The sequence below is a fragment of the Saccharibacillus sp. JS10 genome (genome assembly GCF_024436065.1).
Taxonomy (GTDB): domain Bacteria; phylum Bacillota; class Bacilli; order Paenibacillales; family Paenibacillaceae; genus Saccharibacillus.
This window is the reverse complement of sequence record NZ_JANFNS010000002.1, coordinates 985,424-1,004,684: the sequence shown is the minus strand read 5'-3', so window position 1 is coordinate 1,004,684 and position 19,261 is coordinate 985,424. Positions and strand designations below refer to the sequence as shown.

Sequence of the window (19,261 nt, the reverse complement as noted above, 5' to 3'; positions counted from 1 at the left end):
TCACCCCACTAGAAAACATTATACTTAGCTTTATTATGTCAATTACATTTGGGTACGCATAATCTCTTGGTAAGCTTCGATCACTTTGTTTCTAACTTGAGAAGTTAACTGAAGACCAAGCAAAGCTTGTTCGGAAGTAATCATAACTTGATCGACATTTGCTTGTCCGACCATGAATTGCTTGCCTGTCTGATCCGCTGTTTTTTCCATATCCGATACGCCTTGCAGCGCATCTTGTAAGTATTGCCCGAAACCTTGCATCGCTTCTTGCGGAGTCGCCGAAGCCGTTTCCTGGGAAGCGGAAACGGCGCGATTAGCAATTTGAACTGGATTGAACATATGGTTTTGAATCATAGCAATCTCCTTTTTGCTGATTTCCATCTATGGAAAAGCAATTTTATTTTAGAAAACTTACGTCAATCAATTATTTACCGATTTGCATAGCTTTCGTAAGCATCGCCTTTGTTGCGTTTAATGCCGTTACGTTAGCTTCATAAGAACGTGTTGCCGAGATCATATCGACCATTTCTTTAGCAATATCTACGTTCGGCATTTGTACATAACCATCTGCATTTGCATCAGGATGCGTCGGGTTGTATACCAGCTTGAACGGCTCTTGGTCTTCTTGAATCGCGGATACTTTCACCCCATTAGCGGGACTTTTACCATTCATGGCCGCATTCAGCGTTTGAGCAAAAGGAGTTTGACTGTTTTCAGATAATACGGCAATCTTACGGCGATAAGGCTGTACTTCACCGTCAACAACCTGTGCGCGAGTCGTATCCGCGTTGGCTATATTAGAAGAAACAATATCCATACGTAAACGCTGCGCCGTCAATGCAGAAGCGCTGATATCAAATCCGTTACTGATTCTCATGATTATCCGTTGCCTCCCAATGCGGTGCGCATCATTTTAATTTGGTGATTGACTTCTTCGATATAAGCATTGTAACGAATTTGGTTTTCGCCTAGCTTAACCATTTCGCTATCAATATCCACATTGTTTTTGTTATTGTTCATCGCTGTACTTTTATCGCTAGTAATTTTGGCATTAGGAATGGAATCTGTAGAACCGATGGAAATATGCCGGGAATTGGTAACTCTTCCCTTAATCGAACTTACACCGTTCATCTCCGACTGAAGCAGACTTTCGAAAGACACTTCAGAACGCTTAAAATAAGGCGTATCTGCATTGGCGATGTTGTTGGAAATTACATTCTGTCTGGTATTCGATGCGTCGATCGCGCTGCGCAGACGGTTAAAACTGGTATCGTTCAAAATATTCATCGATTCCACTCCTTTAATTAATAAGCCTTGTGCATACTATAAACTATACAAAATAAAATTTGACTACACTATTGTTTTTTTTGTCTTTTCCGAGAATTCGGCGAGAATACTGCTTAACTCCTCAATTTGGATGTAAATCCAGTCCTTATTCCTTTTAATGTCTATTCTAAGTTTCTTCGAGTTGGGACTATAAAACAATGAGAAAAAAGCCCTATCTTTCCTTAAAGGGAAGACAGGGCTTTTTCTTATTTTGGTTACTAACTTACCAATATCAATTACATGTTAAAAATGAATAGGCTTTCACAAACTTTTGTCTGCAAAAGGTTAAAACCTTCTGCATTTTTACAAACGATAAAAACGCTAAATTTATAAAATATATTGACTTAAATCTCGATCTTTTGCGATATCGCCTAATTTTTCGCGAACATAGGCTGGCGAGATCGTCATTTTTTCAATATTAAGTTCAGGCGCTTCGAAAGAAAGATCTTCTAGAAGCTTTTCCAATATCGTATGCAAACGACGTGCTCCGATATTTTCGGTATTTTGATTCACCGAGGCTGCGATACTGGCAATTTCTCGAATGGCTTCTTGAGAAAATTCGATTTCGACATTTTCAGTCTGCAAAAGATCGATATATTGCTTTGTCAACGCATTTTGCGGCTCGGTTAAAATCGCAATAAAGTCTTCCAACGTCAAACTTTCCAACTCAACCCGAATCGGGAAACGACCTTGAAGCTCCGGAATGAGATCGGAAGGCTTGGATACATGGAAAGCTCCAGCTGCCATAAACAAAATATAATCGGTTTTTACCGGACCATATTTAGTTACGATCGTCGAACCTTCAACGATAGGAAGGATATCCCGTTGAACCCCTTCTCTGGAAACGTCTGGACCATGTCCACGGCCGCTGCCTGCAACTTTATCGATCTCATCGATAAAGATAATGCCAGATTGCTCTGCTCGACGAACCGCTTCTTGATTGACATCGTCCATATCGATCAGCTTCGAAGCTTCTTCTTGCGTCAATGCTTTGCGAGCTTCGCGAATTGGTAATTTGCGACGCTTGGTTCGTTTCGGTAGGAAGTTACCTAACATTTCTTGAATGTTCATTCCCATCTGATCGTTACCTTGACCCGCTAGCATATCGAACATATTTGGCATCGCGTCTTCAACATCAATTTCGATCACATCGTCTTCGAGTTTACCCGCTAGCAGATTGAATCGAACTTGACGACGACGTTCGCTAAGCGAACCTTCTTCGTACCGATTTTTTTCCGGTTCCGGTTCAGGCGTTGTTTTACCTTGACCGCCAAATAACATTTCAAACGGATTTTTCTGCGCCGAAGATGATTTAGAAGCTGGCACTAAAATTTCTACGATTCGCTCATTCGCCATTTCTTCCGCTCGATCTTTAACTTTTTCAGTACGTTCCGCTTTCACCATACGAATCGAAGTTTCAACCAAATCGCGAACCATCGACTCCACATCACGGCCTACATAACCCACTTCGGTAAATTTAGTCGCTTCAACTTTGATAAAAGGAGCACCTACAAGTTTAGCTAGACGTCTAGCGATTTCGGTCTTACCTACACCTGTCGGTCCAATCATCAAAATATTTTTCGGAGCGACTTCGTCTCGAACTTCTTCCGGCAAAAGACTACGACGATAACGATTACGCAGCGCTACCGCTACCGATCGTTTTGCTTTTTTTTGCCCAACGATATATTTGTCCAGTTCCGCCACGATTTCTCGCGGTGTCAGGGCTTCGTTTTTCATGAATGTACCCTCCACTTGTAGGGCGCGTATCCAGATCACATACATTTTTTCGTCTGAATACCGCCGAAATTGGCGTTAAAGTTCTTCGACGATAATATTGTCGTTCGTATAGACACAAATTTCCGCAGCAATCTTTAGTGAAGCTTGAGCAATCTCTTTGGCATCCATATCCGCATGCCGCTTCAGCGCACGCGCTGCCGATAATGCAAAATTCCCGCCTGAACCAATTGCGATAATATCATCGTCTGGTTCAATGATTTCCCCGTTACCGGAAATCAACAACATTCCGTCTTTATCCATCACGATCATCAAAGCTTCAAGTTTGCGCAGCATTTGATCGGTACGCCATTCTTTAACCAATTCTACCGCTGCGCGCTGCAAATTACCTTGATGTTCTTCAAGCTTCGCTTCGAACTTTTCGAATAAGGTAATTGCATCGCCGACAGAACCTGCAAAGCCGGCAAGGATTTGACCGCGATACAATCTACGAACCTTTTTAGCATGTTGTTTCATGATGACATTTTGTCCCATCGTCACTTGACCGTCACCGGCTATCGCCGCTTTACCGTCTTTGCGTACTGCGCAAATCGTCGTTGCGTGAAACGAAATTTCCATCGTGATCCTCCTTATTCAGGCGTTGCAATTTATTGGCGAACGCCATTTAACGAATGTTCTTCGGTAAACGCCGCCAGCTTATCCAATGCTCGCATCGCCAAAGCTTCATTCTTTTCTTTTTTGTTGCGGATTTTTTGTTCTGGTTTTGGCAACAAACCAAAGTTTGCGTTCATCGGTTGGAAATGATCCGGATCGGCGTTCGTAATATAACGAGCCATGCCGCCAAGCGTCGTTTCTTCTGGGAATATGATCTGCTCGCGTCCCAAAGCTTGATGCGCAGCATTGATACCGGCAATCAGCCCAGAAGCTGCCGACTCTACATATCCTTCTACGCCTGTCATTTGACCTGCGAAAAACAGATTCGGACGTGCTTTGCACTGATAAGTCGGTTCAAGCAATCTTGGCGAATTGATAAAGGTATTACGGTGCATTACACCATAACGAACGATATCGACATTTTCAAGACCCGGAATCATTTGGAAGACGCGTTTTTGCTCGCCCCATTTCAAATGCGTTTGGAAACCAACCAGATTGTATAGCGTACCTGCTGCATTGTCTTGACGAAGTTGTACCACAGCGAAAGGAATTTTTCCTGTGCGCGGGTCAGGCAATCCGACTGGTTTCATCGGCCCGAATAACGCGGTTTGACGACCACGCTGCATCATGACTTCGATCGGCATACAACCTTCGAAGTAAATTTCTTTCTCGAATTCTTTGAGTTCTGCTTTTTCCGCGGTAATCAAAGCTTCATAGAAACGATCAAATTCTTCTTCAGTCATTGGGCAGTTCAAGTATGCCGCTTCGCCTTTATCGTAACGGGAAGCGAGATACACTTTATCCATATCGATCGAATCTTTTTCAATGATCGGAGCTGCCGCATCGTAGAAGTAAAAATATTCTTCGCCCATAAAACTTTTGATTTGCGCGGAAAGAGCCGGAGACGTCAAAGGACCTGTGGCAATAACCGTGATACCGTCTGCTGGAATCTCAGTCACTTCTTCTTCGCGTACATCAACCAGTGGATGTTCTTTGAGCGCTTGCGTGATTCCGCCCGAAAACAGATCACGGTCAACCGCTAAAGCGCCGCCTGCCGGTACTGCACTCGCATCGGCTTTTCCGATGACTAACGAATCTAATCGACGCATTTCTTCTTTTAATACTCCGACTGCGCCGGTGAATCCATTTGCACGTAGCGAGTTGCTGCATACCAACTCTGCAAAATAAGACGTATGATGCGCCGGTGTTTTCACTTTAGGGCGCATTTCATACAAAGTTACCGGAACGCCGCGGCTGGCAATCTGCCAAGCCGCTTCGCTTCCTGCTAGACCTGCTCCAATAACCGTTACTCGTTGACTGTTTGACTCTGGATGACTACTCACTTTTTCTTCCCCCTATAACATTAACCCTAATTCATCAAAGGATTTGGACTCCCACAATGGTTAAGCGTCTGCTGAATCTTCGCTATCTTCCACGACTTCCATATGATCGCAAGATGTACATTGAAGCTTGGTTCCTTGTTTGTTGCGTTTTTCCACCATAAGCGAGGAACACACTGGACAAGGTTTTTCCGAAGGACGATCCCACGATACGAAATCACATTCTGGATATTGATCGCATCCGTAGAAGATCCGCCCTTTTTTGCTGCGACGTTCAACGACGTGCCCTTCTTTACATTTTGGACAAGTCACTCCGATATTTTTGACGATCGGGCGGGTATTTCGGCAATCCGGGAAGCCCGAGCAAGCCAAGAATTTCCCGAATCGTCCCATTTTATACACCAATGGCTTACCACATTTTTCACAAATCTCATCCGAGACTTCATCTTGGATTTCGATTTCTTTCATTTCTTCTTCCGCAAATTCAAGCCGTTTCTCGAATGTGCCATAAAACTCTTGAAGCACACGCACCCATTGTTCGTCGCCTTCTTCTACATGGTCAAGACTTTCTTCCATGTGAGCGGTGAACTCTGCATCCAAAATTTCCGGGAAAAATTCTTCCATCTGCTCATTGATCAAATCACCAAGTTCAGTTGGCATAAACTTTTTCTCTTCGATCGCGACATAACCGCGTTTTTGGATCGTTTCAAGCGTAGGCGCATACGTACTTGGACGCCCTATACCGAGTTCTTCCAACGTTTTGACCAGACGCGCTTCGGTATATCTTGGAGGCGGCTGTGTAAAATGTTGCTTCGGCTCAATCGCTTTTTGTTCCAAAGGATCACCTTTAGCAAGTGCCGGCAAAAATTTATCTTCTTCCACGCTACCATCGTCGTTACCTTCTACATACACTTTCATAAAACCTTGGAAACGGACTTTCGAACCTACAGCACGGAATGTCGCATCGCCCGCCGCAATATCAACCGACAACGTATCCAATACCGCAGAAGACATTTGACTCGCAACAAAACGTTCCCAAACCAATTTGTACAATCGGAATTGATCACGGCTCATCGAAGCTTTGACCGATTCAGGATCGCGTGCAATCGAAGTCGGACGAACCGCTTCGTGAGCATCTTGAGAACTTGCTGATTTTTTCGAATATTGACGCGGTGTTTCCGGAGTGAATTCCGCTCCGTAACGTTCTCCGATAAATTCTTTTGCTTCTTCTTGAGCGCTTCCCGCTACACGAGTCGAATCGGTACGCATGTACGTAATCAGACCTACGGTGCCTTCTTTGCCAAGATCGATACCTTCATAAAGTTGCTGCGCGACCGACATCGTTTTGGCTGCTCGGAAATTCAACTTACGCGCAGCCTCCTGCTGAAGTGAGCTTGTCGTAAACGGAGGGGACGGATGGCGTTGGCGTTCTTTTTCCTTCACTTCGCCTACGACAAAATCCTTTCCTTCGAAAGCGGCCTGCACTTCTTTTACATCTTGCTCGCTATGAAGCTCTTTTTTGGTACCGTTTAATTTGTGGAACTTTGCTTCAAATTCATTGCCTTTTACAGCAAGTCGAGCGGTAATGCTCCAGTATTCTTCCGGAACGAATTCTGAAATTTCATTTTCCCGATCGATGATCAACTTGACCGCTACGGATTGAACGCGTCCAGCCGATAATCCTTTTTTTACTTTTTTCCAAAGTAACGGGCTGATCTTGTATCCAACTAATCGGTCAAGAATCCGGCGTGCTTGCTGCGCATTGACCAAATCCATATTAATTGGACGAGGCGTTTTGAACGCATCTTTCACGGCTTGCTTTGTAATTTCGTTAAAAACGACTCGGCAATCTTGCACATTATCAATATCCAGTGCATGCGCCAAATGCCACGCAATCGCTTCGCCTTCGCGATCCGGATCGGCTGCGAGATAGACTTTTTTCACTTTTTTACTTGCGTCTTTCAGTTCTTTCAGGATAGAACCTTTGCCTCGAATCGTGATGTATTTCGGATTAAATTCGTTTTCTACATCGACACCAATTTGACTTTTCGGCAGATCCCGAATATGCCCCATCGATGCTTTGACGATAAATTTGCTGCCTAAGTATTTGCCGATCGTTTTAGCCTTTGCAGGCGATTCTACGATGACGAGTGAATCCGCCATAGGTTCGTCCTCCTCTCAAAATATACAAGCGCGGCTTTCCAAGCCCCTTGCTCTGAACCGCGCTAATTGTTCGATTTTTTAAATGTTTTAATAGTAATGAATAGCAGGCATCGATTAGCGAACCGGGCCTCCGATCCATGCGTATACAGCGCCAGAGAGCGATTTTACCTGACTTTTTATGACTAACGATAGCAGAACGGAATGTAAAAGTCCAAAGTCCCACGAGGTCTTTTGTTGCAGCTCGTCGATACTCGCATCCCCTTGCTCCAATATAACGTATATCTTCCGCTCCTCTTTTGTCAATTTTTCATAACTCTCTTTTTTTGCAGAAGTTAACGAGGTCGGAACAAACAGATGCGTATATTCTTCTAAAATATCTTCTGCGTCTCCGCAAGGTTTGGCTCCATTTTTGATCAATTGTAACGTCCCTGAGCTTTTGGGCGATGTCACTTGCCCAGGTACAGCAAAAACATCGCGGCCGCTATCCAGTGCATAATCGGCAGTAATCAGTGAACCGCTTTTTTCGGCAGCTTCGACAATAAGCACCCCGCGAGTCAACCCCGCTATAATTCGATTACGCAAAGGGAACAAACCCGGCGAAGGACGCGTACCCGGAGGAAATTCCGATACGATTAAGCCTTGCTCAGCAATATCCCGATGCAGTATGTGATGCTCCGGCGGGTAAATCATATCCGGTCCTGCGCCGAGTACCGCGATCGTTGATCCTCCGTGCCGAAGGGCTTCGCGATGGCAAAAGCCGTCTATTCCTCTAGCCATGCCACTTACCAAACATACTCCGCGTTCCGCTAAAGTTCCGGCGATTCGTTCGCACATGACTCGACCGTAAGCCGTAGGTGACCGACTTCCTACAATCGCAATATTGAATCCGTGAAGCAATTCTCGGCGTCCTATTGTATAGATCATCCACGGAGGTTTGACGGATTCCTTCATTAAAGTAGGATACTCGTCATGAAAATAAGAAATAGGTTCAACACCTTGAATACGCAATTGATGAACTCGTTCGTTAGCTTGCTGAATATTTACGTTACCTGCCGCTTTGGCTTGTCGACTTTGTGCACCGAGTTTAAGCCATGTCTCTTCAGGAATCCGAAACAACTCGTCATAAGCAATTCCTTGATATTGAACGATTGCAAGCAAGCTTCTGATGCTTTCCCAACCGATCCCGGTTGTCTCATGCAAAGATAAAATCCATAATTGTTCAGGTAACCACTGCTTAGGCATATTTATTGTCATTTCTCCACACTCCTATATCGCCTAAAACACAAAAAGCAGCCCTTCTTCCCATTAGGGAAAGAAAGGCTGCTTGCCTTGTGCTTGCTTGGCTATTTTTTTAACCTGCTGTAAACGTTTCGAGCACTCCGCGTTCTTCCAATACAGCAACCAGAGTTGCGCCCATTTCAGCTGGAGTTGGAGCTACGCGAATACCGCACTCTTCCAGCTTAGCGATTTTTTCTGCTGCTGTACCTTTGCCGCCCGAAATGATGGCACCCGCGTGACCCATACGTTTGCCCGGAGGCGCCGTAGCGCCGCCGATAAAGCCAACGACAGGCTTCGTCATATTCGCTTTGATCCACTCCGCAGCTTCTTCTTCTGCTGTACCGCCGATCTCGCCGATCATTACGACTGCTTGTGTACCTTCATCTTCGTTGAACAATTTCAGGATATCAATAAACTCCGAACCTTTAACCGGGTCGCCGCCGATACCAACAGCGGTCGATTGACCGATACCACGCGTCGTCAATTGATGCACGGCTTCATAAGTCAAGGTTCCGCTACGGGAAACAACGCCTACTTTACCCGCTTTATGGATATAACCCGGCATGATACCGATCTTACAAGCTTCAGGCGTAATCACACCCGGGCAGTTAGGACCGATCAATACCGTTTTTTTGCCTTCAAGATACCGTTTTACTTTAACCATGTCCAGAACCGGAATACCTTCAGTAATACAGATAACCAGTTCAAGCTCAGCGTCAATCGCTTCCATGATCGAGTCAGCGGCAAATGCTGGCGGTACGTAAATAACGCTCGCGGTAGCACCTGTCGATTTAACTGCATCGTTTACGGTATTAAATACAGGAAGCTTCACAGAACTGCCGTTTTCAAGCGTAATCTCGACGTCCGTTCCGCCTTTACCCGGGGTTACGCCGCCCACCATTTGGGTACCGTATTCGAGAGCGCCTTTCGTATGGAAAAGCCCTGTCTCGCCGGTGATTCCCTGCGTAATGACTTTCGTGTTTTTATCAACCAGAATGCTCATGCCTATCCACATCCTCCGTTTAAAGTCGGTTTGTGAAACTTACGCTGCGGTGATTCCGTCGATTATACCAGCTCTACGATTCTTTTCGCGCCGTCAGCCATCGAATCCGCAGATACAATGTTGAGTCCCGATTCATTCAGAATCTTTTTGCCAAGTTCGACGTTCGTGCCTTCCAAACGTACTACAAGAGGTTTTTCCAGCTTGATTTGTTTTGCGGCTTCAACAACGCCGTCAGCAATAACGTCGCAACGCATAATGCCGCCGAAAATGTTGATAAAGATACCTTTTACTTCCGGGTCGGACAAAATGATTTTGAAGGCTTCTGTTACCTTCTCTTTTGTCGCACCGCCCCCTACGTCGAGGAAGTTAGCGGGTTCGCCGCCGTAGTATTTGATGATATCCATCGTCGCCATTGCAAGCCCCGCACCGTTGACCATGCAACCGATATTACCATCAAGGGCGATATAGCTGAGATCGAATTTGGATGCTGCAATTTCTTTCTCGTCTTCTTCATCCAGATCGCGCAAAGCCAAAATGTCTTTGTGACGGAATAAAGAGTTCGAGTCGAAGTTGAGCTTGGCGTCGAGAGCGATAACATCGCCATCTCCAGTTACAACAAGCGGATTGATTTCCGCGATGGAACAATCTTTATCAACGAATGCTTCATACAGAGCAAGCATAAACTTAGCTGCTTTGTTAACAAGCTCTTTCGGGATATTGATCGCATAAGCAAGACGACGAGCTTGGAACGGCTGTAAGCCTACAGCTGGGTCCACAACTTCACGGAAAATTTTCTCGGGAGTTGCTGCTGCAACTTCTTCGATTTCTGTTCCGCCTTCTTCGGAAGCCATCAGTACGACGCTACCGGTTCCCCGGTCAACGACAACACCGACATAGTATTCTTTTTTGATGTCGCAGCCTTCTTCAATCAGAAGACGCTTAATTTCCTTACCTTCTGGGCCTGTCTGATGGGTCACAAGCACTTTACCGATCAATTCTTCGGCATAGCTTCGCACTTCATCGAGACTTTTAGCCACTTTTACTCCTCCAGCTTTGCCGCGTCCGCCCGCATGGATTTGCGCCTTTACGACGACCACCGGACTACCGAGCTCACGAGCAGCGTCTACGGCTTCCGCCGCGCTGAACGCTACCTTGCCGCGAGGTACGGATACTCCGTACTGCTGCAAAACTTCTTTGCCTTGATATTCATGGATATTCATTTGTGAATCCTCCTATCAAATTGGCTCGCACCAGGCGGGTTGCCAGGCAGAAAAGTACAACCTCAATTAGTATAGCACGATTCACTCACAAAATTGAAACGCTTTCTTAAAATTCGAATGTTTCCGCTTTTTTCGACATTTTTCTCTTATCTAAAAAGAAGTAAAAATCCCGTAACGAAAGGCTTTTATCAAAAAAATCGACTGCCAGATTGGCAATCGATTTTTTATCATTTCTTTTTAAAAGAGGCTATTATTTGCCCGAAGGCGTTGAATTCACATCATGAGCACGAGCCAATAAATTTTGGAATCTGCCAAGCAGTTCCGCAAACTCAGGCCCATCCATTTTGAGGTCACGTGCCAGACACTCTGGAATATGTGCAGCTTTATCCTGCAATTCGCGTCCTTTTTCAGTCAACGAAATAAATACTTTGCGTTCGTCTTCTGTAGAACGATTACGCTCAACCAATCCTGCACTTTCCAAACGCTTAAGCAGCGGCGTGAGTGTACCGGAATCCAGGAACAATTCTTCCCCTAATTCTTTTACCGTGCGCTCATCTTGCTCCCACAATACGATCAATACGAGGTATTGCGAGTACGTTACACCTAACTGTTCCAAATAAGGTTGATACATCTTCGTAATTTCACGCGAGCTAGCATAGATCGAGAAGCACAACATGTTGTCCAACTGAAGCTGCGGATATTCATTCACTTTATCCATTCTGCGTACTCCTTCCATTCACTTACTGGTTTTTTTCCGGCAATCACTTACAAATATAATCGCATTAAATTTGATTGTTGTAAATATGTTAGGTAAAATTTGTCGAAACAAATACTGTGTACAACTTGACTTTCATTTCTTGCTGCTTAGAATAAAAGTACAGTGAATAGGTTCGGAAAAAGAGGAAGCACCCTTTTTCGATATCGCGGAAATCCCGCTATTATCTGAAAAGAGGTGTATTTTTTATGTATGGAAAAAGTTATAGCGCTTGTCTATACGGGGTTGATGGCGTGATCGTAGAAGTCGAGATCGATATTACAAATGGATTGCCGCAGACGACGATTATCGGTTTACCCGACTCTGCAATTCGCGAATCGACAGATCGGGTCAAAGCCGCGCTGAAAAATTGCGGTTTTCGTTTTCCTAACAGACGTGTGACGATCAATCTAGCACCTGCCGATTTGCGTAAAGAAGGTTCTGCGCTTGATTTGGCGATTGCACTAGGCATTTTATTGACAGACGGACAACTTCAATTGCCACAAGGAAAAAAACTAATCGCTGTCGGCGAATTATCGCTCGATGGCTCTTTGCGTCCGGTTCCCGGAGTTCTAGCGATGGCAGATTGTGCACGCAGGCAAGGGTTTGACTGTATGTTGATTGCAGCGGAAAATGCGGATGAAGCTTGCCTTGTCGAAGGGCTTACCGTCTACGCGTTACCGAATTTAAAGCAACTCGTGCCGGAAACGCAGCGTGCTGAATTATTAGCGGGTGTGGAAAAAAGGTATGACTTCGATGCCGAAGGTCTATCTTATAGCCAGCCGAATTGGGCACTTTCTTCTACAATTTCGAACGGTGATGATCTGGATTATGCCGATGTGCTCGGTCAAGAACATGCCAAACGAGCGTTGACGATTGCCGCGACGGGCATGCACAATATTTTGCTTTCAGGGCCTCCCGGAACCGGAAAAACGATGTTAATCAAGCGATTGCCGGGCATCATGACAGAACTCTCCGAAAACGAAGCTTTGGAAGCAACCAAAATTTTGAGCGCCGCAGGAAGGCTGAGTCAAGTTCGCTCCGGTCTGATCCGCCGTCGTCCGTTTCGCGCTCCGCATCATACGATTTCTCCTTCTGGACTCGCAGGCGGAGGTTCGATTCCGAGACCCGGCGAAGTAAGCTTGGCTCATAAAGGCGTCTTATTCCTGGACGAACTGCCTGAATTTTCGCGCGGGGCATTGGAAGTGCTTCGTCAACCGTTAGAAGATCGAAATGTAACAATAAGCCGCGCCAGAGCTTCTTTTTCTTTTCCCGCCCATTTTATGTTGGCTTGTTCGATGAATCCTTGTCCTTGCGGCGGGAAACGTGATGAAAACGGTCAGTCTACTTGTTCGTGTTCGCCGCCAACGATTTTACGTTATCAGAATCGAATATCGGGTCCTCTTTTAGATCGAATCGATATGCAAGTCGAAGTTCCTCAACCGTCTGCTCATCAACTGGCTCAACCCGGCGCTTCTTCAGCGACACTTCGCGACAAAGTTAATTCGGCTTCGGAACGTCAGCAAGCGCGTTATCGCGCTTTGTCTATTCAATACAATAGTGAACTGAGCGGGGCACGATTACGAAAATACGCAGATCCTGGACGTGAAGCACAGTTATTGCTGGAATCGGCGATCGAGGCGATGGGACTCAGCATGCGTTCCAGAGATCGGATATTAAAATTAGCGCTAACGATTGCAGATCTGGAAGATTGCTCGCAAATCCGTGCCGAACATATTGCCGAAGCGCTTCAATACCGGCAAATGGATCGGAATCAATTTTGATACGTATAAAGTGAAATGCAAAAAAAGCTTCTCTATCATTCAGAGAAGCTCTTTTTTTCGTATATTTGTTAATTAAAAAGCGTCTTCGATATGCTCTAACGAAACTACATTCAATTGACGCCCCAGCATAACGGCAATCACATCAAACCGAATACGGCGGTCGATTTTGCCGACACGCTGTAGATAAATCTCTGCTGTTTGTCTTACCTTTTGGATCTTTCGACGATCAACCGACTCGGCAGGCGAGCCGTATCCAAGACCGCTTCGGCTGCGTACTTCCACGATCACAATGGTCTCACCATTTTCTGCGATCAGATCCAATTCGCCTGACCGGCAACTCCAATTGCGTTCAAGAATTGTCCAGCCTTGCTGCTCTACATAATTCGCCGCCGCTTCTTCCGCTGCGCGACCTTTTTCTTTGCGATTAAACGTGACCGATTGCGTAGAATTGTTCATCGCCCTCTACGCCTCCCCGCTTCACGATCGCTTTGGTATACAAAAGATAACAGTTCGGCAACAAGCCCGTACAATTCTCCCGGAATTTGTTGATCTAAATCAAGTTTGGATAGTACTTCGACCAATGCTGCGTCTTCTTGGATCGGAACGCCGGCATCGTGAGCCCGAGCGAGAATCGCTTCCGCAATACTACCGCTACCTTTAGCGACAACTACAGGAGCAGACATCTGCTCCGGTGAATATTTAAGAGCTACAGCGCGCTTACGCGCAGCTTCTTCCGGCTTTTGCTGTTTCATACTTTCACATCCACTGCTCGGTAAGAAGGAGGCGTATAAGACAATGCCGTGCCAGAATCTCCGTTGTTTGACGTCGCTTTTTCAGGCAATGTATCGAATCGCAAAGCCATCAATTGATAACCTGCGGATTCCAACGCCGAAGTGATCTGAGGTTGACCGGCTTCAAGCAAAGGTCTTGCCCATTCTTCATCGTTACGAACATTTAGACTCACATTACGATCCACAACCTGCACATCGATCACAGTACGCCCTAGCGACTTCATATCTAGATCGAACCACAATCGGCAATTCGAAGCATCGAGTTCGCCTTTGGGACCCCGCCGAGATTCGATCTGCACAGAAGCTGTCTGATTTCCATCCGGCCCTACAAACGGCAAAAACATCGTGACTTGAGCAAAAGGTGCAGTTCGATCCGTATTCAGTAACAGTTGCTGCCCGGTCATTTGTTGCAGCGTTTGTTGTACAGCGTCTTTTAACCCTGCGGGAAGCGTATCGGAATTAGATAACTGTAATAATAAAGACTTCAAGGTCTCGCGTACCTCAGCTACCGATTGCTGCGCGGCTGGAGCAGCTGTTACGCTTCGGTCATCCGCTGTTGCAGAAGGGTTTATTGAAGTCGCATCTCCTTGGATCGCACGAAGGGCTTGTTCGGCAGCTTGACGGACAGCAGCCGATATTGGCGGTTGCTGCGGCGACTGAGCTTGAGTCTGTGCAGGTGCTGAAGCCTGCGTCGTTGCTTGAGCTTGAGAAGCTGCTTGAGCATTGGAGTTCGTCACAGGTGGATTCGAACTCGGTGTATTCGGCTGCGCTGTAGGTTGCCCGCTGGGCGGGGAAGCCGCATTTGTGTTTGGCGTCGCATTTGAAGCAGGAGTATTCAACAACGTCGATCTTGCCGTTTGTTGTTCATGTTCGGCACCGAGCATTTTGAGTAATCGACCGACCCACGGCGATGAATCTGCATTTTCTGTTTGCGAAGAAGCCGCAGCGTTTTGCCCTTGAGCTGCATTTGCGCTTTCTGTACTGCTGGCAGCAGCCGTACGCAACTCACCGAGAAGAGACTGTACTTTTCGCAATAAAGTAGCATCGCTAGGTTGAAGCTGGCTTTCTCCTGTTGGGACACGTCCGCTATTTACGGTCTGATTTGACGTACTCGACCTATTTGGAGGCGCCTCCGGCGTATTTGCTACATTTGATTGCGCCAAATTTGGACTACCCGATGTAGGCGCAGAAGCAGTTGGTGCAGCTCCCGTGGCGGGTACAGCACGCTCTGTAGCCTTCGCCAGATTTGTTGCGGGTAAGGCGCTGTCCGTATCTGGAGCAGTCTGACTTTGAGCTCCAGCCGTAGTTGTCGCACTCCCTGTGTTATTAGTCGCTACAGGAGTTGAGCTATTTGGCGAAGTTTGCGCAGGATGAGTCTGACCTTTCCCGCTCGGATCGCTATTTACAGTAGTCGACGTATTCGCGCCAGAAACCACATTAGCATTTGCCGGACGTCCAGTTACACCTTGATTTCCATCTTCAGCTTGACCCGACTGCCCTAAAGCTGCTGAAATCTGCTGCTCCAAATTTTGCAAAAGTGTCGAAGCCGGCGCTCCAAACACAGCTTGATGCATTCCCGACACACTTTGCGGCGTAACCGGTAAGCCGCGTTGCTGCAAAATACCAATCGAACGAACCCATTGCTGGGCATCGACAGTTGCTGGCTTTTGCGCCATTAACGTTTTGACTTCCGCACTGTTCTCTTTCGTTAACGGAATATCGGCTTTTTGCATCATGGTGATCATGTCACGATTTTGCTTATTATCCGGTAAACCGAGTTGTTTTAACGTTTGTTCTATCGATTGCGCACTGGCAGCTGCTCCGGGCGGAGCCGCAACAGGCTTCATCACAATCGTTCCGTCTTCGGTCGCCGGTTGAACTTCCATAAAAGCCGTTTGCCCAGCTTGTAGAGGTGTTTCTAATTGAGCGTTTACTTTCACGCCTTGAATTTGGATCACAGCTTCTTTTCCGTCTTCCGATACCGACTGCACGACGCCTCGGACGACTTGCCCGGCGCGAAGGTCTACTTGTTTGAATTCGCCCGGTTTCGAATCGCCGATTATGTTTTTAAATAATGAACCGATATTCAACACATTCACCTCTTTCCTCACTGCTTATTGCCGTAATCGAAAAGCTTCTATTTATATCAATATATCGGAAAATAGAGCAACGATAATAAGAAAGTCATACAAAACGTTTATGAATCTGAATGATCGGATTCACGCAATTGTTCATATTGAGCTTTCATTTTGACTAAAAAACTATGACGATGCAGATCGCTGATTCCAAGCTCCAAAATCTTTTCGCGATGCAGAGCTGTACCGTATCCTTTATGGATCGCGATTCCGTATCCGGGATAAGCTTCCTCCCATTCCCCTGTGCACAGTCGGTCGCGTGTCACTTTGGCGATAATCGAAGCCGCTCCGATACTTTGACTGAGCGAGTCCCCTTTAATAATCGCTTGTTGCGGTAAATCTACTTCAATCTTCTCGGCATCAACCAGCAGACTATCCGGTTGCTCCGTTAACGCTTCTACCGCCATTTTCATCGCCAAACGAGAAGCTTGTTTAATATTGATTTGGTCGATCATCTGCGGAGTGACACGACCTACCCCGACTGCAATCGCTTCGTTCATGATGATATCGTAAAGCTGATCGCGTTTTTTCTCCGAAATCTTTTTCGAATCGTCAATACCTTCAATTTTGAGCCCTACAGGTAAAATGACAGCGGCAGCAACCACATCGCCGAACATACAACCTCGACCCACTTCATCGACGCCTGCGATTTTTTGGTACCCTTCTGCCCACATTTCTTTTTCTAAAAGTAGACGATCTATCTCCACTTTCACTTTTTTCGGCTTGGGTGTCGTAGTCTGATCTTCATTTTTTTTCGCTTTTGGCATAACGTTCTCCTTTAATTGATCATATCCTGATACAAAAAAGATCGCCGAAAAGCTCGGCGATCTTTTGCCACACTGCTTGCGCGGCATTTTTGCTTACTCTTATAAAAAAGATTAAAAAGGTTCTTCGAGCGAAAAACGTCCCATTTTCCCGGCACGCAAATCTCGTAAAAACAAAATCGAAGCTTTCGTGAGATCGACGCGACCTCCGCTCATCAAACATCCACGTTTGCGACCGATTTGTTCCATGATCTTTACGATTTCGTCAGCATCATCGAACACCGTTGGGCGTTCGCCCAGTTCATAACGGTCGGATAGAGTCTGCCAATAATGCTCGGCGCAATATTTAATTGCAAAAAAAGTTACGTCTTCGACGTTCAATACGTCTTCTTTGATCGCTCCGGTTACGGCAAGTTTCATACCGACATTCTGATCTTCAAACTTCGGCCACAGAATACCCGGCGTATCCAGAAGTTCCATTTCTTTGCCGATCTTGATCCACTGCTGGCCTTTCGTTACGCCTGGACGATCCCCAGTTTCCGCGATACTTTTGCCAGCAAGCTTGTTAATCAAAGTCGATTTACCCACGTTTGGAATACCCACAATCAGTGCTCGAATCGCACGCGGATTCATACCTTTGGAAATCTGACGTTCGATCTTTTCTTTAAGCAGTTCTTTGGCATAGACCGAAATATCTTTCACTCCGCGACCACCAGGCGTATCGGTCTCGATCGCCAGATGTCCTTCTTCGCGGAAATATTCGATCCAGCGCTTTGTTACTTCAGGATCTGCCAAGTCCGACTTGTTCAGCAGAATCAATCTAGGTTTATCTTTGAGAATGTCTCCGATCATCGGATTGCGACTCGATAACGGCAAACGAGCATCCAGCAGTTCGATTGCCAAATCGATGAGACCTAATTTTGCTTCGATCTGTCTACGAGCACGCGTCATATGACCGGGGAACCATTGAATTGTCATTGCGGTGTTTCACCTCTCTTAATAGCGGAGCAGGAATAATAAATTAATGATTTACAATATGGAATTCGTTAAATGGCCAGAACACAAGATCAGCACGACCTGTAATATCACTAAAAGGGACATATCCGATCGATCGGCTATCTTTACTGTTTGGACGATTATCGCCCATTACGAATACATGCCCTGCTGGCACTGTGCCATCCGGGAACAACGAATTTGGGAAGTTTACATTATTATTGTACGTTTCGCCATTAGCATGTGCCGCATCAAGTACACCTTGAATATAAGGCTCCTCGATCACTTTACCATTCACGGTTACTTCGTCGCCTTCTACTTTAACCGTATCTCCCGGCAAAGCGATAACCCGTTTGATGAACTCTCTGTTATCCTCGGAAGGCACTTTAAACACAATCACTTCGTCTTTTTTCGGAGTTCGAATATCGTATAAAATTTTGTTGACGATTACCCGCTCTTCATTGTGGAAATTCGGTTCCATCGAGGAGCCATCGACCATGTACGGCGCGAAAAGCAACCAGCGGATCACAAATACCAACACCAAAGCAATCGCAATCGCTTTTACCCATTCCAGCGTTTCACTTTTGACTTTGTTTTTCGGATTGTTAGGTGTTTCTTCCGCTATAGGGCGGTTTGAATTCTCTTCCATAGCTTGCTCTCTCCTTACGCTTGATCTACTCAACATCAGCATTTTGCAAAACCGTCCGTGTATCGTCCGGTTTTGAGAAATGCTCATATTTTTACGGAAATCAACCGGAATTTCTAAAATAAAACAAGCCTCAAACTTACTTTTTCACTGCGAATAAGCTTATGAGAATAAAACGAAAGGAGCTTGTTTCCAAGCTCCCCATTTTCGCCTGTTTAAGCTTCCGCAAGGGAAGATTAACGACGAACTTCTTTAATTCTTGCAGCTTTACCGCGCAGTTCACGCAAGTAGTAGAGTTTCGCACGACGGACTTTACCGTGACGTACGACTTCGATTTTGTCGATTTTTGGCGAGTTGATCGGGAACGTTCTTTCAACGCCTACGCCGTAAGAGATCTTACGAACGGTGAAAGTTTCGGCGATACCGCCGCCTTTACGTTTGATGACTACGCCTTCGAACAACTGGATACGCTCGCGAGTTCCCTCGATAACCTTAACGTGTACTTTCAAAGTATCGCCAGGACGGAAGCTAGGGATATCAGTGCGAAGTTGTTCTTGAGTCAAAACTTGAAGTAAATTCATAATTTGTTTCCTCCTTCCACTCATGCGTTCATACGTTTTCTTCGGAACGGTGTTCCGCCTCATCATTCGCAGAGGACCGCAAGATTACACAACAG

Annotated in this window: 19 protein-coding genes; 1 reads left to right on the top strand and 18 read right to left on the bottom strand. The window is 45.9% G+C overall.

Features of this window, described 5'->3' with window-relative positions; translation table 11 throughout:
• Window positions 1-42 precede the first annotated feature (42 nt).
• The 11 genes from fliE to NOM90_RS09930 form a co-directional block, all read right to left on the bottom strand.
• Window positions 43-354 (bottom strand): flagellar hook-basal body complex protein FliE, encoded by a 312-nt coding sequence (fliE, locus tag NOM90_RS09980; RefSeq protein WP_255941673.1) that lies wholly within the window; start codon window positions 352-354, stop codon window positions 43-45.
• A 70-nt stretch (window positions 355-424) separates the two neighbouring features.
• Window positions 425-877: a flagellar basal body rod protein FlgC gene (gene flgC, locus NOM90_RS09975; RefSeq protein ID WP_255941672.1), complete on the bottom strand. Its 453-nt coding sequence runs from the start codon at window positions 875-877 to the stop codon at window positions 425-427.
• A 2-nt stretch (window positions 878-879) separates the two neighbouring features.
• Entirely contained in the window at window positions 880-1,287 is a 408-nt protein-coding gene (gene flgB, locus NOM90_RS09970) for a flagellar basal body rod protein FlgB (RefSeq protein ID WP_255941670.1), read from the bottom strand.
• A gap of 366 nt (window positions 1,288-1,653) precedes the next feature.
• A complete protein-coding gene (hslU, locus tag NOM90_RS09965) occupies window positions 1,654-3,063 on the bottom strand; it encodes an ATP-dependent protease ATPase subunit HslU (RefSeq protein ID WP_255941668.1) in 1,410 nt (469 codons plus the stop codon).
• A gap of 75 nt (window positions 3,064-3,138) precedes the next feature.
• Window positions 3,139-3,678: an ATP-dependent protease subunit HslV gene (hslV, locus tag NOM90_RS09960; protein ID WP_255941666.1), complete on the bottom strand. Its 540-nt coding sequence runs from the start codon at window positions 3,676-3,678 to the stop codon at window positions 3,139-3,141.
• Between the two features lie 29 nt (window positions 3,679-3,707).
• Complete coding sequence (trmFO, locus tag NOM90_RS09955; RefSeq protein ID WP_255941665.1) at window positions 3,708-5,057, bottom strand: FADH(2)-oxidizing methylenetetrahydrofolate--tRNA-(uracil(54)-C(5))-methyltransferase TrmFO; 1,350 nt, start codon at window positions 5,055-5,057, stop codon at window positions 3,708-3,710.
• A 60-nt stretch (window positions 5,058-5,117) separates the two neighbouring features.
• Window positions 5,118-7,217: a type I DNA topoisomerase gene (gene topA / locus NOM90_RS09950; protein WP_255941663.1), complete on the bottom strand. Its 2,100-nt coding sequence runs from the start codon at window positions 7,215-7,217 to the stop codon at window positions 5,118-5,120.
• A 114-nt stretch (window positions 7,218-7,331) separates the two neighbouring features.
• Window positions 7,332-8,471 (bottom strand): DNA-processing protein DprA, encoded by a 1,140-nt coding sequence (gene dprA, locus NOM90_RS09945; RefSeq protein WP_255941662.1) that lies wholly within the window; start codon window positions 8,469-8,471, stop codon window positions 7,332-7,334.
• Between the two features lie 97 nt (window positions 8,472-8,568).
• A complete protein-coding gene (sucD, locus tag NOM90_RS09940) occupies window positions 8,569-9,498 on the bottom strand; it encodes a succinate--CoA ligase subunit alpha (protein ID WP_255941661.1) in 930 nt (309 codons plus the stop codon).
• 62 nt (window positions 9,499-9,560) lie between these two features.
• Complete coding sequence (gene sucC, locus NOM90_RS09935; RefSeq protein WP_255941660.1) at window positions 9,561-10,718, bottom strand: ADP-forming succinate--CoA ligase subunit beta; 1,158 nt, start codon at window positions 10,716-10,718, stop codon at window positions 9,561-9,563.
• A gap of 250 nt (window positions 10,719-10,968) precedes the next feature.
• Window positions 10,969-11,436, bottom strand: coding sequence for a MarR family winged helix-turn-helix transcriptional regulator (locus NOM90_RS09930; RefSeq protein WP_255941659.1), 468 nt, complete (start codon window positions 11,434-11,436; stop codon window positions 10,969-10,971).
• Between the two features lie 245 nt (window positions 11,437-11,681).
• On the opposite strand from NOM90_RS09930, the gene NOM90_RS09925 reads away from it, so the two are divergent.
• Entirely contained in the window at window positions 11,682-13,256 is a 1,575-nt protein-coding gene (locus NOM90_RS09925) for a YifB family Mg chelatase-like AAA ATPase (protein WP_255941658.1), read from the top strand.
• 72 nt (window positions 13,257-13,328) lie between these two features.
• Here the strand turns inward: NOM90_RS09925 and NOM90_RS09920 are convergent, their stop codons facing one another.
• The 7 genes from NOM90_RS09920 to rplS form a co-directional block, all read right to left on the bottom strand.
• Window positions 13,329-13,712, bottom strand: a complete 384-nt coding sequence (locus NOM90_RS09920; RefSeq protein ID WP_255941657.1) for a YraN family protein — start codon at window positions 13,710-13,712, stop codon at window positions 13,329-13,331.
• Window positions 13,709-14,008 (bottom strand): EscU/YscU/HrcU family type III secretion system export apparatus switch protein, encoded by a 300-nt coding sequence (locus NOM90_RS09915; protein ID WP_255941656.1) that lies wholly within the window; start codon window positions 14,006-14,008, stop codon window positions 13,709-13,711. Before NOM90_RS09915 ends, NOM90_RS09920 begins: the two co-directional genes overlap by 4 nt.
• Window positions 14,005-16,137 (bottom strand): hypothetical protein, encoded by a 2,133-nt coding sequence (locus NOM90_RS09910; protein ID WP_255941655.1) that lies wholly within the window; start codon window positions 16,135-16,137, stop codon window positions 14,005-14,007. Before NOM90_RS09910 ends, NOM90_RS09915 begins: the two co-directional genes overlap by 4 nt.
• Window positions 16,138-16,244: 107 nt before the next feature.
• Window positions 16,245-16,949, bottom strand: a complete 705-nt coding sequence (locus NOM90_RS09905) for a ribonuclease HII (protein ID WP_255941654.1) — start codon at window positions 16,947-16,949, stop codon at window positions 16,245-16,247.
• Window positions 16,950-17,060: 111 nt separating this feature from the next.
• Window positions 17,061-17,924, bottom strand: a complete 864-nt coding sequence (ylqF, locus tag NOM90_RS09900; protein ID WP_255941652.1) for a ribosome biogenesis GTPase YlqF — start codon at window positions 17,922-17,924, stop codon at window positions 17,061-17,063.
• Between the two features lie 43 nt (window positions 17,925-17,967).
• Window positions 17,968-18,588 (bottom strand): signal peptidase I, encoded by a 621-nt coding sequence (gene lepB / locus NOM90_RS09895; protein WP_255941651.1) that lies wholly within the window; start codon window positions 18,586-18,588, stop codon window positions 17,968-17,970.
• Between the two features lie 233 nt (window positions 18,589-18,821).
• Window positions 18,822-19,166 carry a 50S ribosomal protein L19 gene (rplS, locus tag NOM90_RS09890; RefSeq protein ID WP_255941650.1) on the bottom strand — a complete coding sequence of 115 codons (345 nt, stop codon included), beginning with the start codon at window positions 19,164-19,166 and terminating at the stop codon, window positions 18,822-18,824.
• Window positions 19,167-19,261 lie beyond the last annotated feature (95 nt).

Excerpts from the sequence above, each read along its gene's own strand:
- fliE (WP_255941673.1), bottom strand. The coding sequence starts at position 354 with ATGATTCAAAACCATATGTTCAATCCAGTTCAAATTGCTAATCGCGCC.
- flgC (WP_255941672.1), bottom strand. The coding sequence starts at position 877 with ATGAGAATCAGTAACGGATTTGATATCAGCGCTTCTGCATTGACGGCG.
- flgB (WP_255941670.1), bottom strand. The coding sequence starts at position 1,287 with ATGAATATTTTGAACGATACCAGTTTTAACCGTCTGCGCAGCGCGATC.
- hslU (WP_255941668.1), bottom strand. The coding sequence starts at position 3,063 with ATGAAAAACGAAGCCCTGACACCGCGAGAAATCGTGGCGGAACTGGAC.
- hslV (WP_255941666.1), bottom strand. The coding sequence starts at position 3,678 with ATGGAAATTTCGTTTCACGCAACGACGATTTGCGCAGTACGCAAAGAC.
- topA (WP_255941663.1), bottom strand. The coding sequence starts at position 7,217 with ATGGCGGATTCACTCGTCATCGTAGAATCGCCTGCAAAGGCTAAAACG.
- dprA (WP_255941662.1), bottom strand. The coding sequence starts at position 8,471 with ATGACAATAAATATGCCTAAGCAGTGGTTACCTGAACAATTATGGATT.
- sucD (WP_255941661.1), bottom strand. The coding sequence starts at position 9,498 with ATGAGCATTCTGGTTGATAAAAACACGAAAGTCATTACGCAGGGAATC.
- sucC (WP_255941660.1), bottom strand. The coding sequence starts at position 10,718 with ATGAATATCCATGAATATCAAGGCAAAGAAGTTTTGCAGCAGTACGGA.
- NOM90_RS09930 (WP_255941659.1), bottom strand. The coding sequence starts at position 11,436 with ATGGATAAAGTGAATGAATATCCGCAGCTTCAGTTGGACAACATGTTG.
- NOM90_RS09925 (WP_255941658.1), top strand. The coding sequence starts at position 11,682 with ATGTATGGAAAAAGTTATAGCGCTTGTCTATACGGGGTTGATGGCGTG.
- NOM90_RS09920 (WP_255941657.1), bottom strand. The coding sequence starts at position 13,712 with ATGAACAATTCTACGCAATCGGTCACGTTTAATCGCAAAGAAAAAGGT.
- NOM90_RS09915 (WP_255941656.1), bottom strand. The coding sequence starts at position 14,008 with ATGAAACAGCAAAAGCCGGAAGAAGCTGCGCGTAAGCGCGCTGTAGCT.
- NOM90_RS09905 (WP_255941654.1), bottom strand. The coding sequence starts at position 16,949 with ATGCCAAAAGCGAAAAAAAATGAAGATCAGACTACGACACCCAAGCCG.
- ylqF (WP_255941652.1), bottom strand. The coding sequence starts at position 17,924 with ATGACAATTCAATGGTTCCCCGGTCATATGACGCGTGCTCGTAGACAG.
- lepB (WP_255941651.1), bottom strand. The coding sequence starts at position 18,588 with ATGGAAGAGAATTCAAACCGCCCTATAGCGGAAGAAACACCTAACAAT.
- rplS (WP_255941650.1), bottom strand. The coding sequence starts at position 19,166 with ATGAATTTACTTCAAGTTTTGACTCAAGAACAACTTCGCACTGATATC.